Source organism: Rhizomicrobium sp., assembly GCA_037200385.1.
Lineage (GTDB): Bacteria > Pseudomonadota > Alphaproteobacteria > Micropepsales > Micropepsaceae > Rhizomicrobium.
The window spans coordinates 4,674,218-4,688,442 of sequence record JBBCGL010000001.1 but is presented as its reverse complement, the minus strand read 5'-3'; the positions used below and the strand labels follow the sequence as shown (position 1 = coordinate 4,688,442).

Annotated in this window: 15 protein-coding genes; 6 read left to right on the top strand and 9 right to left on the bottom strand. The window is 62.6% G+C overall.

From position 1 onward, the window contains the following. Positions 1 to 3: 3 nt before the first annotated feature. Positions 4 to 1,134, bottom strand: coding sequence for an SDR family oxidoreductase (locus tag WDM91_22550; protein ID MEI9997392.1), 1,131 nt, complete (start codon positions 1,132 to 1,134; stop codon positions 4 to 6). A gap of 287 nt (positions 1,135 to 1,421) precedes the next feature. On the opposite strand from WDM91_22550, the gene WDM91_22545 reads away from it, so the two are divergent. From WDM91_22545 to WDM91_22520, 6 genes are all read left to right on the top strand, one after another. Further along, the gene (locus WDM91_22545) at positions 1,422 to 2,177 is read left to right on the top strand and encodes a S24/S26 family peptidase (protein ID MEI9997391.1); all 756 of its coding nucleotides are present in this window, start codon (positions 1,422 to 1,424) and stop codon (positions 2,175 to 2,177) included. Beyond that, on the top strand, positions 2,174 to 3,187 hold the full coding sequence (locus WDM91_22540; protein ID MEI9997390.1) for a hypothetical protein: 1,014 nt from the start codon (positions 2,174 to 2,176) through the stop codon (positions 3,185 to 3,187). Before WDM91_22545 ends, WDM91_22540 begins: the two co-directional genes overlap by 4 nt. Further along, the gene (locus WDM91_22535; GenBank protein MEI9997389.1) at positions 3,184 to 4,659 is read left to right on the top strand and encodes an amino acid adenylation domain-containing protein; all 1,476 of its coding nucleotides are present in this window, start codon (positions 3,184 to 3,186) and stop codon (positions 4,657 to 4,659) included. The genes WDM91_22540 and WDM91_22535 overlap by 4 nt, the downstream gene beginning before the upstream one ends. A gap of 3 nt (positions 4,660 to 4,662) precedes the next feature. Next, positions 4,663 to 4,926 (top strand): acyl carrier protein, encoded by a 264-nt coding sequence (locus WDM91_22530; GenBank protein ID MEI9997388.1) that lies wholly within the window; start codon positions 4,663 to 4,665, stop codon positions 4,924 to 4,926. Between the two features lie 72 nt (positions 4,927 to 4,998). Beyond that, entirely contained in the window at positions 4,999 to 5,394 is a 396-nt protein-coding gene (locus WDM91_22525; protein MEI9997387.1) for a PaaI family thioesterase, read from the top strand. Beyond that, complete coding sequence (locus tag WDM91_22520; protein ID MEI9997386.1) at positions 5,391 to 5,903, top strand: GNAT family N-acetyltransferase; 513 nt, start codon at positions 5,391 to 5,393, stop codon at positions 5,901 to 5,903. The genes WDM91_22525 and WDM91_22520 overlap by 4 nt, the downstream gene beginning before the upstream one ends. A 14-nt stretch (positions 5,904 to 5,917) precedes the next feature. Here the strand turns inward: WDM91_22520 and WDM91_22515 are convergent, their stop codons facing one another. The 8 genes from WDM91_22515 to WDM91_22480 all read right to left on the bottom strand — a co-directional run bounded on the left by WDM91_22515 (position 5,918) and on the right by WDM91_22480 (position 14,186). After that, positions 5,918 to 7,108 (bottom strand): MFS transporter, encoded by a 1,191-nt coding sequence (locus tag WDM91_22515; protein ID MEI9997385.1) that lies wholly within the window; start codon positions 7,106 to 7,108, stop codon positions 5,918 to 5,920. A gap of 18 nt (positions 7,109 to 7,126) precedes the next feature. Beyond that, complete coding sequence (locus WDM91_22510; protein MEI9997384.1) at positions 7,127 to 8,590, bottom strand: DUF92 domain-containing protein; 1,464 nt, start codon at positions 8,588 to 8,590, stop codon at positions 7,127 to 7,129. Continuing rightward, entirely contained in the window at positions 8,587 to 9,495 is a 909-nt protein-coding gene (locus WDM91_22505; GenBank protein ID MEI9997383.1) for a hypothetical protein, read from the bottom strand. The genes WDM91_22510 and WDM91_22505 overlap by 4 nt, the downstream gene beginning before the upstream one ends. 8 nt (positions 9,496 to 9,503) lie before the next feature. Beyond that, positions 9,504 to 11,600, bottom strand: coding sequence for a hypothetical protein (locus WDM91_22500; protein ID MEI9997382.1), 2,097 nt, complete (start codon positions 11,598 to 11,600; stop codon positions 9,504 to 9,506). A 17-nt stretch (positions 11,601 to 11,617) separates the two neighbouring features. Then, positions 11,618 to 12,550 carry a UbiA family prenyltransferase gene (locus tag WDM91_22495; protein MEI9997381.1) on the bottom strand — a complete coding sequence of 311 codons (933 nt, stop codon included), beginning with the start codon at positions 12,548 to 12,550 and terminating at the stop codon, positions 11,618 to 11,620. After that, on the bottom strand, positions 12,543 to 12,947 hold the full coding sequence (locus tag WDM91_22490) for a hypothetical protein (protein MEI9997380.1): 405 nt from the start codon (positions 12,945 to 12,947) through the stop codon (positions 12,543 to 12,545). The genes WDM91_22495 and WDM91_22490 overlap by 8 nt, the downstream gene beginning before the upstream one ends. A 94-nt stretch (positions 12,948 to 13,041) precedes the next feature. Further along, positions 13,042 to 13,302 carry a PqqD family protein gene (locus tag WDM91_22485; protein ID MEI9997379.1) on the bottom strand — a complete coding sequence of 87 codons (261 nt, stop codon included), beginning with the start codon at positions 13,300 to 13,302 and terminating at the stop codon, positions 13,042 to 13,044. 149 nt (positions 13,303 to 13,451) lie between these two features. Beyond that, positions 13,452 to 14,186 carry a class I SAM-dependent methyltransferase gene (locus WDM91_22480; protein MEI9997378.1) on the bottom strand — a complete coding sequence of 245 codons (735 nt, stop codon included), beginning with the start codon at positions 14,184 to 14,186 and terminating at the stop codon, positions 13,452 to 13,454. Positions 14,187 to 14,225: the final 39 nt, after the last annotated feature.

Sequence of the window (14,225 nt, the reverse complement as noted above, 5' to 3'; positions counted from 1 at the left end):
CAGTCATCGCGCCGATCCGAAAGACCCAAGTCGGGCGCGATCGCCGAGCGTGCGGGCCCCGAACGCCATGTCGACGGCGAATCGGCAAAGCGTCTCTACATAGGTCTCGAAAGCCGGTGCCGTGAGCCCAAGCTTCTCCGCGCCGGCAGTCGCGTAACAGCGCTGCGTCGTGATGTATGGAATGAAAAGCGCCAGCTTCCGAAGCTTGCGCCGAATACCTGCGGGAAGAACGCCGGCGCCCGCGGCCGCGAACAAGAAGGGACCGGGCGGCACGAATATTCCCTGGAGTGGTCGTGATCCTCCGTCGAGCTTATTGAATGCACCTGCGCACAATTCCCAAAGCCGCCGGATCGTGACAGCGTGCGATCCCGCCGCCGCATGCACGATACGGTGATCGTTCGCCGCCGACGCGTGCATGGCCATCACGACGTCGACGACGAAATCGAGCGGAACGATGTCCAGCGTGGCATCGGGTCTCGCCGGAAGCAGCGAGAGCTGTGCCTGATGGACGAGCTTGAAGGGATAATAGAGCGTCGAGAAGTTTCTTATGGTCCCGGTCCGGGAATCCCCAACGATGGCCGTGGGGCGTATGACGTTCACGGGGCATCGCACGCGATCGAGAAATATCCTCTCTGCCAGGAATTTCGACATCTCATACCTGTTGCTGAACGTGTCCGAGAATCGTAGAGGCTCCTCGGCAATCGTGCCTGTGCGGATGCCGCCGGCATAAGCGGTCGAGATATAGGAGCACCGCTCGAGACTTCCGCGCGCGATGAGCAGGTTTGCCAATTCGGCACAGTTTTCCGCGCCGGCCAAATTTGTGGCGATCAGATCGTCCCCACTCGCGCGCCAGTCGACGTTCGCGGCTGCGTGCACGATGTCGGTCAGGCCTTCGATGGCCGCGTCATCATGCTGTAGGCCGAACAGCGGCGCACGGACGTCGCCCTCGACAATGGACACCCGATCGGCGGCCGCCGGCAATCCGGCCAGAAGGCGCTTCAGAGCACCGCGCGACTGCGGCCGAACCAGCGCAACCACATGTGCCGGCGTGTTCTCCACCAACGCCTGGAGCAAGGCTCCCCCGAGATTCCCCGTGGCACCCGTCACGAGATATTTCGGCGAGGCATTGCGCATCACGGTCTCCGGACCTGCGGAGCGTCAGCGCAATCTTGCGCCGGACGGCCTCCGATCGACTGGGTTGCCGGCCCGCTCCGCAGCAATATCGTATAATATCATAATGTATATATTCCGCCAGTAAAGTATTCTATATTGTCTTCCCAATCGAGTTTTTCTAGTCTTCGCGGATGAACCCCAGTCAGGGCGGAAGAGCAATCCGAAGCCGGAACGCCGCGCCGTGCACCCGCCCGGTGCGGCATGCGGCACGCGCGTTGGATCTTGTGATTTCGCCCTGTGGACGCCAATTGCGTGTGATCGTTCCGGCAATCCGCAGCAGCGCGCACTTTCTGCTTCTCGACGAGCGCCACTGCCGCCTCTATCTCTGCGATTTTGACGAGACGAAATTTTCATTGTCCGCGCGCGGCGGCGGAACAGCGGCGGGTGAGAGCGTTTTCGCGGCCGCCACGGCTTTCTTCGCGGCGGTGTACGAGGCGATCCATTTCGTCGTCTCGCAGGTCCAGTTGCCGGTCACCATGGCTGTCTTGTTGTACAGGCGCTTGGCGCACCGCATGGCAGCGCCGGAATCTGCAAGACCCGCGCGGTCGAATGCGTCAGACTACGCAGTCGTTTCCGGAATGAGCATGTATCCGGTGCTGCGCACCGGTGCGATCGTGGAGATCGAACAGCTGGCGGCTGGCGACACGGTGCAGACGGGAGAGATCGCCGTCATCCGGACCGATTGCCGGACGCTCATTCATAGAGTTTTGCTCCAATTCATGTTTCGTGGCGCCCAATACGCTGTCGAAAAGGGCGATGGCGAATTGCGGCTATCGATCGTCAGCCAAAAGGATATCTTTGAACGCCTCGTGGAAGACGACGCGCCGGTCGCGATGTCCCAATGGCCTCCAACAGTTGTTTCGCTTGTCTTCGGCCTGGCTTGGCTGCCCGCGGACCTGATGGCACGTGCGCTTGGGACGGCATTCTCATGGACGATCTGGAATGGCCTGGGGCGGCCCCGCTCGTGTTGGTCCGCTTTGGCCCACATTGGTGAACCACCATGATCGGCTTGGTCGGCATTTCGGCGACGGTTCCGGACGCGGTGAGGCCCGCTGAGGACTTCACGAGCGACCACGCGGCGGCCGCGGCGGCCGGCTTCGCACAGATCCGGATGGCGAAGAGCGAGCAGGAAACCGCCAACCTTCAACTCGAAAGTGCACGCAACGCCCTGGCGGACGCGGCGATAACGCCGGACCGTGTCGACTACGTCATCGCCGTGAGAAACGGAAGCTGCGCGCCCTATTCCGCGACATGGCTTTCCTGTCTTTTGGCGCGCAGCCTCGGCGCAACCGCCGCGCAATGCCTCGACATTCAGGGATGTTCCTGTGCCGGCACGCTGCTCGGCCTCGACACGGCAAGACGTTTTTTGCAGCACGCCGGCCGATACGCGCTTGTGGTCGGCGGCGGCGCCGCGCCCCTCACATCGCGATGGCTCGACGACCGCTGCGAGTTTCCCGACGCTCCCCCGCCTGCCGGCGATTCCGTGGCCGATGTGCCTGTCCTGCTTGGTGACGGCGCGTATGCCGCGGTCGTCGCCGCGGACGGCGGATGGATAGGACTGTGCGACGTCGCGATAGATCTCGATCTGTCCTTCACCGAATCCCATGTCAGCCGCGGCGGTCTTGCCTTCCCGATCGATCGCGCCGAGAAAGCGCGCTGGTTGTCCGCTGCGCCCATAGGCCTCTTCCGCGCTCTCGACCGCTGCCGGAGAGGCTCCGGTAGCTTCGCCCCCACCGGAAGCTTCCTGATCGGGACCAACAGCGGCATGGACATCAAAAAGAGATTGTCCGCTCTCATGGCGCAAGCCGACTGGGGCGAGCGACAGCAAAAGGCCTGCGATGCTCAACTTGAGCAGATGTCGCAGATCGGTCATCTGATCGGAGGCGACACGATCGCGAACCTTCAGCACCTTTCGCGTACCGGCAGCCTTGCCGAGGGCGATCACCTGGTCGCGATCGAATTCGGCGAGATGTTCTATACGAGCGTTGCCACGCTCCGCGTGAACACAAAATGAGCGGGTTTGCGGACAATATACTGTCTCAGTGCGCCCGGGCGCCGTCGGCGACCGCCGTGCACGACGACAACACAAGTCACACGTTCCATGATCTGGAGGAGGCATCGCGATCGATAGCGCAGTCCCTCGTCGCGGCGGGCATTTCGCACGGTGCCCGCGTCTGTATTTCCCTCCCCAAGTCATTCGCTGCCGTTGCCGCGATCATGGGAATCGCGCGGGCCGGCGCATCCTTCGTTCCCCTCGACCATACTGCGCCCGCCGCTTATCAAGCTGCACAGGTCGTGGGCATCGACGTTGCCGCGGCGATCATCGCGCCGACCGTTCACGAGGCGGCGGAACGGCTTTTCGCGGGATTTTCGGCGATCCAAGCCGGAGGCTTTGCAGCAAAACAAGTGCGCATCCTGGCGCGCGCGGCGGCTTCGTCCGCGGACCAGGAGGCTTACGTCATCTTCACCTCCGGCTCGACTGGCAGGCCGAAGGCTGTCGCGATCACCATTCAAGCTCTTCAAGCCTATCTTGCGGGCGCGAGAACCGCTTACGGACTCGCGCCGGGCGACAGGGTCTTCGGTCCCGCACCGCTTCACTTCGACTTCAGCATCCAGGACATCGTATATCCACTGAGCGTGGGCGCCGGCGTGTTGTGCGCGCCCGCAACCGTCTTCATGCCAGGCGACATCATCGCCTGGCTCCGCCGCACCCGCGTCACCACGCTTTCCGGCGTACCATCCTTTTTCCTCCATATTGCGCAAGGCGCAGCCGTCGAAGCAAACTGGTTTCCCGACCTTGATCGCGTCATATTCGGCGGCGAGCACTTCCCGGTGGCCGCACTGCGGGCCTGGATGGCGTCCTATCCGAACACGACGTTTATCAACACGTATGGGCCTACCGAGGCAACGGTCTTCGTCACGGCCCACCGCCTTCGCACGATTCCCGAACTCAGTGAACGTGTCCCGATCGGCGAGCCGTTGGGCGACACCGTGTTGCAGATCGCGACCGAGGACGCCCCCGCGCCCGGAGAGTTGCTGATATCCGGCAGTCAACTCGCGAGAGGATACGTCAACGACGCACAGCTCACGCGGGACCGCTTTGTCGTCGATCGGACCGGCGCGCGTTGGTATCGGACCGGCGATCTTGCCGCGCGCGAAAACGGCGAGATTTTTGTCCTCGGGAGACTGGATACCCAGATCAAGCTCTACGGCCGCCGGGTCGAGCTCGGCGCTATCGAAGACGCGCTGATGCAGGTCCGCGGCGTTCGCGAGGCGGTGGCCGTGGCGCGGAAGGAAGCCGATGGCCGCGTCACGGGAATTATTTGCCATGTCGCGAGCGACAGGTCGGAAACCGAAATCAAACACGAGATGGCTCAGCGCGTGCCCCACCACATGGTCCCTGCCCGAGTCGTATTCCACGCGAGCGTGCCGCGCACTAGCAACGGCAAGATGGATCGGGCGGCCTGTGCGGCGGCCGGAGGCTGATGCATGCCGACGGGGAGCGAAGATATCTGCGAAGGCGTCGTGCGGCTGGTCTCCTGCCTGTGCGGGCGCGACGACGTCGCGCCCGATACGGGACTCATGCAACGCGGCTTTCTCGACTCTTTGAACCTCGTACGGCTCGTCATGGAGCTGGAGAACTCGTTCGGCGTGCGAATTCCGCGCGAAAGCGTGACCGCGGCAAATTTCGCGTCGGGCAGGACTATTGCGAATCTTATCGAATACTTGTTGAATCGCGGTGCTGCCCAGTGATCGGAGCATGTGCCCGCCATGTCGGAACCGAGTAACGAGCTGTCTCTCCACCGTGAATTTGCGGATTCGGTGTTGAGCGATCTGCCGACAATGCATGCCAACAACCGCAGTTCGGGCTTGCTGGGGACCCATCCCTTGAGGTTCGACGAAGAAACCCGAACCGCCTTCGCACAGTTCGAGGCGAGCGGCGCATTCACGAATTTCGCAGGGACGGTGCAAGGCGGCTTGCTCGGCGCCATGCTGGACGACGTCATCGGTCTGGCCGCCTGCGCCTTTGCCGGACCGGACCGGATCGGTCCGACCGTTCAATGCAGCATTCAATATATGTTTCCGGTGATGCCCGGCATCGTCCGCGGATCCGCGCGTGTTGTCCGGGCAACGTCCCGCTTGCTCTTTCTGGAGGGACACCTGCTGGATGCCAAAGACCGGGTTGCCGTTCATTGTACGAATGTAACGGGACGGCGATGAGCACGATCGGACCGCTTCTTTCGCGCGGCAGGATCGACGTGCGGCAGAAATGCACCGACGATCAGACTTGGATAGAGCAGACCTTGCGCGAGCGCTGGGGGAACGTGAAGGTCGTTTCGAACGGTGTGGTGCACGACGGCGGCGCGATCGAGGCCCTTGTTGCGGTCATAGAAGGGCGCAGATCCGGCCTCCTGACCTATCAGGCGGCGGTCCGGGACTGCGAGGTCGTTTCGCTCGACGCTATCGAACAATGGGGTGGGATCGGCACTGCGCTGCTCGAGGCCATGGCGGCGATCGGCCGGCAGCGTGGATGGCGACGTCTCCACCTTGTCACGACGAACGACAATATCGACGCATTGCGGTTTTATCAGCGAAGAGCATGGAAGATATCGGCGATCAACGTCGACGCAATCGCGCAGGCCCGCTTGTTGAAGCCGAGCATACCGTTGACCGGCTCGTACGATATCCCGATACGCGACGAGATCGAGCTCGAATACGTACTCTCGTAACTGCGACGCGCAATTTACTTGCGACGCGTCGATAACGCGAAGAGCAGCGTTCCGCCAACCAGAAGCGCCGCCGCCAGCAAAAATGGCGCAGAGATCGAGAACGCGGTGAATACAATTCCAGCCGCTATCGGAGCGGCGATCTCCGCGCCGCCTTTGACGGCGTTCATCACGCCCAGGATCGTGCCCTGCTCATCGTCCGGCGCGGCGCTGCTGACGGCAGAGGTGACGACCGGGATCGCAGTTCCAAGACCGCAATAGAGCAGAAAGAACCCCGGAAAGACCAAAGCGGAACGCGGTGCGAGCACCAGGAACAACAGTGCCGCGGCCGACATCATGAATGCGGCGGGCAAGGTGACGGCAGCCGGAACGCTTCGCAGCAGGCCCATCATGAGCAGTACTTGCGCCGCGATCATGCCTGTCGCGCACATCGCCACGATCACACCGACTTCACGAGGGCCGAAGCCGAAACGATAATGGGTCCACAAGGCCGTGACGGACATGGTGGTCAGCACGACGTATTGAACGACGAATGCGCACAAGTTCAGTCCCAAGAGCGTACGATTGGCCATCACCGCGTGTACGATCTGACGCCACTTTCCCGGCGGTCGGCGATCCCTGGAGGTGCGGTCGGTCGTCATGTTCCAGACGACGAGCAGCGCGACGACAGCTACGAGGCAAGTCGCACCCGCGACAGCGAAAGTCAGGCGGGCGGAGCTCTCCGCGCCGCTACCCGCCAGCAATCCACCGGCAAGAGGCCCCAGAACAAGCCCGGCGGCGCCGGCAAATCCCAGCATCGCCATGCCACTCGTCCGCGCCTCCGGTGTTGTGTTGTCGGCGACAAGAGCCTCCAGAATGGTTATGTTGCTCGACATCGCACCGGCAAGCGCGCGCGCAAAGAAGACGACGACAAGACTGCCTGCATAAAACATGACGAAATTGGCGAGGGCCATGCCGCACAGGCAGAGTAGGATCACCGGCTTTCGCCCGACGAAGTCCGATATCCGTCCCAGCAAAGGAGCGCCGACCAGGCCCGCAGCTCCATAGACCGCCACCATCGCTGTGATCGCGACCGGCGACGCACCGAACCGCATGGCGAAAAACGGGACCAGCGGAAGTATGAGGCTAAGCGACAGCGCATCAAGCGCTGCAATTCCGGCAGGCAGGAGGATGACGCTTCGGCTGCGTCCCGCAATCGAGGTCTCCAAAGCTTCCTCCGTGCAAATCTAGGCAAGCCAGCACACGCAGAACACCAGGGCCGCCGTCAGGAAATTGACGGTCTCGTTCGAGACATAAGCCAGGCCCCGCACAAGGACCGGCGAAATATGGACGTCCTTTAGCCTGTCTTCGTAAATATAGCCGCCCGGTTCGTAAATGTAACCTCGTTGAAGAGTGGCTCCAAGAAGAGAATCCACAAAGGAGCCAAGAAACGCGATTGTTGCGACCGGCAGGAGCTGGCTCCATTCGATCATCCGCACGCCGGCGCCGGCAGCGGCGATCAGCAGCGCGCCGAATGCTGCGCCGGCGATTCCAGCCGGCGTCACGCCGCCCGACGTTCCGGGCGGGACTTTGGCCAACGACACGATCAGCCGAGGCTCGGTCGACGAGAAGCGGCCAACCTCCGTTGCCATCGTGTCGCTCGCGGCGACGGCGACACTGCCCACGAAAGCCGCAGCAAAATGCGGCGAATGGCCGGCCAAGGCGAACAGCAGTCCGGCGGTTACGGGCATCAGTGCCCAAGCCCACACCTGACCTGCGCGGCGTCCTTCGCGGGCGTCATGTTGGGTCGCGGTCTCAGGGCGCACACGCGTAGCGATGCTGCCCGCCAAAAAGAAGATCGTCATCACCGCTGTCCCGGAATATCCGACGGTCGCGAACAACACGATGCCCACAATCACCACGGACAATGCACCGTCGGCAGAAAGCCATCTCCTGCGTATGGCGAGACCAGCGACCGCCAAGACGATTGCCAGCTGCACGATCGGATCGACGAGGGAGCCGGCCCAGGCATTCTCCGCAAGGTGCAAAGTCAATGCGACGCTCACTGGAATGAGGAGATTGTCGGCGTCGCCAGTTGCCAACCCTTCCACGGCGGCGCTGATGCACGCGGCGATGGCAGCCACCGCGAGAGCGCGCCCCAGCGACGCCCCCGCCAGAAACAATTCGCCGAAGAAAAGAACGGCAAAGGCGCTGACGGCAAAGGCGAACGTACCTATCCACGTCTTGGCGCTTTTCGCCGTCAACGTTCGGTAGCCCCATCGCCGGCCGGCGAGGCAGGCCGCCGTGTCGGCGAAGGCGAGCACGCAAAGCGCAATCTGGATATTCGCATCCCGCGCGCCAATAAGGAGCAGGATAGAGAATGCCGCGAACCCTGCGATGGGCCCGCGAAACGACCTATTCGGCCGGGTGAGATGTCCGAGCAGTCCGATATACCGCATGGCGGCCAGCGCGATACCCGATCCTGTCGCTGCGAGTATCAATGTGGGCCGGTCTGGGACCCAGGCGACAAGAACTGCTCCGGTGAGTGCGCAAACGACATGCACGACCTTTCGGGAGATTTCAAAATCGAGAGAAAGATATTTCTGCAGGATCTTCGCGCCCAGAAACAATCCGCAAATCGCTACAACAAGAGCGGCCGCGAGCAGACCGTGCTGCACGACGGGAATGCGATGTAAAAGAGGCCAGTTCATCGTATCTCCAGAGCACCGCGGGCTTCGCCCAGATGCGCTGCCGGGACACGAAGCGGCGCGATCGACATCACGAGCCGCGCGCACCCCTGTCTCACCGTCAGCCAGACGACCGCTTGCGCCGCCATAACCACGAACCAAAAAAACGCGTACCAGACGACTTTGGCCGCCGACGGCTCCGCGGCGAACCACAGCCCGATGAGCAATACTCCGGCGCAGAAGCCCGCTGCCTGGACGCCGCCGAGCAGCAAAAATCCAAGCGGCGCGTCAGCGGCGATGCGCGCTGCTTTCGTGAAGCACGTGATCAGGCCAAGTTGCGGCGTGACGATCGAAAGGGTTCGCGCCAGATTGACGAGAACTTCAACGAACGGCGCGCCAATAAGAAATGTCGCCAAAGCGAACGGCGCAACGGAGATTCCCGCCAGGAGCGGGCTCGAACCGTCGGAGCGGCTCCAGATGATCGCCGCGGCAAGAGCCAGCGCGATGATCGCGAGCAGAATGCCTTGGGTACACGCACCAAGCCCTGCGATCAGAACAAGGCGCGCATATCGCTTCGTACCTTCCATCAGACACCAGCGCCAGCCGAAAGGGACGGATGGGCCGCGCAGAAACCAGGCAATGGCAATGCCGTCCAGCAATATTCGCGCCGCCTCGCCCGAACATGCCCAGACCAGCGCGCCCGGGCCCATCGCTCCGCGCCCGATCGCGCCAAAAAATACATCCAGCTGGATAAACGGCATCGGCGAAGGCGGCGTGACGAAAAACGGGACGCGTGCGGCGCTTATGACCGCGCGGATCGCCTCTGCTGCAATCGGCAAGATCCCCAGGATCGCAAGACCAACAAACGCCGCGCCAAGCCGCAGCGACCCGCGCCGGCGCTCGGCACACGCCATCCAGCCGAAGACCATCCGGCGGCTCACAGCAGCGACCCGAGAAGCGCGAATGCTTGCTGAAATGCTGCCGACCAGAACAGCGACCAGCGCATAGCAAATCCCGCGTCGGGCGCCAGAAACATTCCGTTGTTCATGGGATCGACGTCAACCGCGATACGGTCCTCGGGATCGATCAGGACGGCGCGGAGCGGGGCGCGATACGATAGCTCGTATTCCCGCCACGTCTTACGCGCCGGCCAAGGCAAAGTGACATGCGCGCCGCCCGCGAACGAAAAGACGATCGTCGTCGGCAGATGCCGCCAGCCCGGCCCCGCCACGCGCACGTCGCTCAGATAGGCGCCCTGCCCCGCGGATGAGCCGTCCGCGGGAAAGGATGCTTGGGAACCAGCGTCCGCGCATGCCGTCCGCGCTTCGCTTCCGGTCGCGCCCTGTTCGACGATACGATACCGGATACCGGTTCCTGTACAGCCTCCGCGCACCGGCGCCGGCGGCGATGCGCCTTGCGCATTCGACGCGCGCGTCGTTGTGGCGGATACGATATGAAAGTCCGGTTGATGGACGGTGCCGAACGCTTCCTGCAGGAACGCCTTCAAATCCGGCACTCCGACGGAATCTGCTGCGGTGAGATATTCGGACAGGCCAGGGTGCTTGTACGCGTAAGACCGGTACAGCTGATGGAAATAGCGATCCATTGCGGCCGATCCCCAGATCGCCTGAGCCGTGAGGAAAATGAGCGCAGGTCGCGCGTATATCTGGTCATAGGCTGTGCCGGGCTTGAGAAGAAATGACGGCTCTTTTTCCGGAGGCTCGCTGAAAGAGAGGTCATCGCGCAGAAGATGCAGCCTCTCCAAAAGCCGCTTGTTCAGCGGCCGGCCGAGCACGGAGCCGAGAGATGACGCAGTGTCGTATCTGTCCTCGAGCGCGACCGTCTCGAAATACGTGGCAACGCCTTCGTCCAGGAAAGCGCTGGTCTGTTCGTTGGTCGCAATCAGCCCTTGAAAGTACTGGTGCGAGAATTCATGTGCGTCGTCCAATTCCCGGATCCGAATGCCGCCAAGAAGCCAATTGTCGAGATGCCGATCGGTCATGAAGCCGGTGTACAGCGTCGGGAATTCCATCCCTCCGATCGATGCCGCCGCGTTCGGCGGCGAGACGACCGAAAGGCTGTCGAACGGATAGGGCCCGACATGGACCTCGAGCGCGCGCATGCCCGCCGCCGCGCTTTCACGCGCGCGCTCCAGATCGAGACCGCTGGCCGGTGGATAGAACAAGCCGACGCTTACGGGCGAGCCGTCGAGACGGCGATAGGTGAACCGCGTTTCCGACAGATCGCCCAGGACGAACGCGAAGTCATGCGCACCGGCAAGATGGACGTGAAGCCGGTCAAGCCCATGCGAAGAGGAATGGAAGAGAATCTGTCCGGTGACGGCGAGGCTTGGGCCGCTCGGATAGGAGATATCGACGTCGTAGTCGGCGAAGTTTGCGAAGAACTCCGTGGCGGCGTGATACTGATGCGGCGTGTAGTCCACATCGGGAAAGGATGTGCCGTCCAGTCCGGGCAGCGCCGCGAGGCTGGGATACCATTGACCGAAAAAACAGAACGCCGGAACGCACCCGGTCGCTTGTTGTGGCAGAGGAAGACGGCCGGAAAACGCGACCTGCAGCTCGCCCCACGATCCTGCGGCGACCGCGCAAGGCAGCGAGAGCCCGACCAAGGTCCGGTCGTTGGCATTCGCGTCGTCCGGCTCGATGAACCGCCCCGCGACGGCTACCATCGCGCTCCCGCAGCGTTGCCGTACCGCAGAGAGTCGCAGCCAGCCCGAAGTGTCGCCGTCGGGTGGATCGAAGCCGCAGCCCGTCCGGACATAGCATCGCGCCCGGCCAGCGCGCGCTTCCGCGAACCACGTACTCGACGCGGTCGCGTAGGCATTGAGGTACAGATGCAACTGCACGGCGGAAAGCGGCGATTTGCCGGCATTCCGCCACCGCACCGTTTCTTCGCCGTTGAATGCACGGTCCGCATTCCGCACTTGAACCGCGATCCTGTAGCCGACATTCGCTGCCGGCCGATCCGCCAGTGCCAATTGCGTCATGGGCCCCAGCGCCAGCGCGATCACCACGGCAACGCGGCGCCATCTCATGGCGCGCCGATCTCGGAAAGCTGGGTGGCGGCGGCTGCAAGAACGAAGAAAACGGGAAAGACGCTCAGCGAAAGATAGGCCCGGTGAACGGCCACCTCGGTGTCTGTGCGCGCGATGAGCCGGATGACGAAGAACGTCGTCGCCATTATCCCGGCCAAGACGGCCAGAACCAACCCGACGCGGGATACCGCCGCATAGAGAAACGCGACGGAACATGCCACGCAAGCAGCCCAGAAGGCGACAGCCGCCCCGGCGGCTGCCTTCTCGCCCCGTCCCACGGCAACTGTCGCGACGCCCGAAATCGAATCGCCGGCCTGGTCCAGGATGCCGGAGACCACATCCGACGCGACATCCGCGAAATAGAAGACGCCGGTGAGCAGCGCGACGAGCAGCCACGCAAGCGGCGTCGGCGGATGCCCCGCTGCGGGCAGCGCCATTGCCAGACCAAAAATCGGAATCGGCGCGTTTTGCAGCGAGGTCAGCACCTCGGAGCTTCCAGCTGTCGTCGCGCGCTTCTTGAAGAAGCCGTAGTGGCTTAGTACGAATACCAGCTGGAGCAGAACGGGAAGCAAGGCGACCGGACTCCACAGCCAGGCGACAAGCGCCGCGGCGCCGTAAAGCGCAAATCCCCAGCCCGCCATGATGCGCGGCGTGCAGACACCCGTCGCCAGCGGACGCTCGGGATGGACGATCTGATCTGCATCGGCATCGCAGATGTCGTTGAAGATCAGCGACGCGACGAAGACGCACAGACCGGCAAGCCCGGTGGCGGCGGCGCCGAAGCCAAAAGTCTGCGACAATCGGAGCGGTTCGGCAAAAATGACGTATGGTGCAACAATCGCCAGTATCGTGGGAAGCAACAGGATGTTCGAGACCCGGCTGCCGCGGACATAGATGACAAGCTGCGCGATTGCGGCGTCATCAGCCATCCGCGGATCTCCGCACGACGGCCTTTTCCCGCCCGGCTTTATGCTCGAGGACGAGATCGATGCCGAGCATCCGCGCATTGCGCTCGCCCAACACGACTACGTAGCGCGAGAACTCTTCGGGCGTCGTGTCGTAGTAGAAGAAGAATTCCGGCGTTTCGTCGTAAAACCATAAATCCGTGTGAATTTCGATCGCATCGGCCCGCTCGACGATCTTGCAGGTGTCGTAGATCATCTCGCGGCCACTGACGAAGTCTTTCACGAACGCCTCGACATTGCCGGCGCCGTTCACTTCGATCCAAGCCTCGTGATAGCCGCCGTCGTGAAATCCGCCCAGCCCGAAGCCCGCAAGGTCTTCGAATGTCGCGCCTCGGCTGCGCGCGAAAGCCGTCGCGAGCACGAGGCCATGAAGGCACCCGACAGCGCGTTTGGCCGCCCGCGCCTCGAGCGTGGACGGCAACGGCGGCAGGAACCCGGATGCCGTTTCCAGCCGGCTAGCGTTCGACTTGGACGACACCGGACTCCTCCAGATGCTCTAAAATCGCGATGACATCCTCGACCGCCTCCTCGCGGCCGACGGCGTAGGCGCCTGCGACCGCATTGGCGACGTCGATTACGCTTCGCTTTCCATCGAGGGCGCGGAACACGAAGGCCGCGGTGTCGTTCAGTGCAATGTCCGGCGCGATAAGGATGCCGCGCTCGAACTCCTTGACTTCGCAATCCGCGCGAACACGCGCAACGGCTGTCGGCTTCATCGTCGCTCTTCCGTTGAAAGACAAAGGAGCGGGACCGCTAGAGTCCCGCCCCCCTGAACGTTACACGCGGTGACCGCCTGCAACGACCGCACGCCGAACCTTGAACATCTTCGGCTTGACATAGGTCTTCATGACATTCTCCTTCGTAGTTAACTCGCACTATGTGCGAGTTGCGGATCGTCGACTCCACCAGGTTTTTCGATCAGCAGAATCCACGAATTCGCTCCGGGAAAGTCCTCATCGAAGGGAGGACTTTGCAAATCGTCTATGCACGCAAGCACATCGAGTTCATCGAGCTCGAAACGCTCGATCCGCCACGCGGCCTCGGTTTTCCCGGCGATGAGCCGCACGGCGTCCGCCGGCAGGCTTTCTGCCGACGCCTCCTCCACGAAGCGGTAGTGAACCGGGTCCGGAATAAGGCGCCAAAGCGCGCCCAGCGTCTCGTCCGATGAAGGTTCGGTATCGATAATCGCGGCACACCCGCCCGCCGCCAGTGTTCTCCAGATCTCACGCAGCGCACGCGCCGGATCTGCCCAGTGATGAAAACACGAATAGGACACGATGGCGTCGAGCGACTTGTTCTCGAACGGCAAATCGTGGACGTCCGCGATCATCGGGTGCACGGTCGCCTTCAGCTCCTCGTTCCGAAGGAGCGCATCGGTGAGTTTCAGCATCGCGGGATTGATGTCCGCCGCATAAATGTCGCCCGTCGCGCGCCGCGCAAGCTCGCGCGTCAGATATCCAGGTCCGACCCCGAGATCCAGGAATTTGCCGGACATGCGCCCGACCCTTCTCAGCAGATTCACGGCGAGCAGCGGATACAGGAATTCCTGATACCGCCTCACGAAACCGTCATAGGCATCGCACTCTGCCGCAGTCAGCATCGTCTCCCTTCCTTCAACTCGGGCATCGCAAGCGGCTCG

Excerpts from the sequence above, each read along its gene's own strand:
- WDM91_22535 (MEI9997389.1), top strand. The coding sequence starts at position 3,184 with ATGAGCGGGTTTGCGGACAATATACTGTCTCAGTGCGCCCGGGCGCCG.
- WDM91_22505 (MEI9997383.1), bottom strand. The coding sequence starts at position 9,495 with ATGGTCTTCGGCTGGATGGCGTGTGCCGAGCGCCGGCGCGGGTCGCTG.
- WDM91_22520 (MEI9997386.1), top strand. The coding sequence starts at position 5,391 with ATGAGCACGATCGGACCGCTTCTTTCGCGCGGCAGGATCGACGTGCGG.
- WDM91_22495 (MEI9997381.1), bottom strand. The coding sequence starts at position 12,550 with ATGGCTGATGACGCCGCAATCGCGCAGCTTGTCATCTATGTCCGCGGC.
- WDM91_22530 (MEI9997388.1), top strand. The coding sequence starts at position 4,663 with ATGCCGACGGGGAGCGAAGATATCTGCGAAGGCGTCGTGCGGCTGGTC.
- WDM91_22480 (MEI9997378.1), bottom strand. The coding sequence starts at position 14,186 with ATGCTGACTGCGGCAGAGTGCGATGCCTATGACGGTTTCGTGAGGCGG.
- WDM91_22485 (MEI9997379.1), bottom strand. The coding sequence starts at position 13,302 with ATGAAGCCGACAGCCGTTGCGCGTGTTCGCGCGGATTGCGAAGTCAAG.
- WDM91_22510 (MEI9997384.1), bottom strand. The coding sequence starts at position 8,590 with ATGAACTGGCCTCTTTTACATCGCATTCCCGTCGTGCAGCACGGTCTG.
- WDM91_22540 (MEI9997390.1), top strand. The coding sequence starts at position 2,174 with ATGATCGGCTTGGTCGGCATTTCGGCGACGGTTCCGGACGCGGTGAGG.
- WDM91_22550 (MEI9997392.1), bottom strand. The coding sequence starts at position 1,134 with ATGCGCAATGCCTCGCCGAAATATCTCGTGACGGGTGCCACGGGGAAT.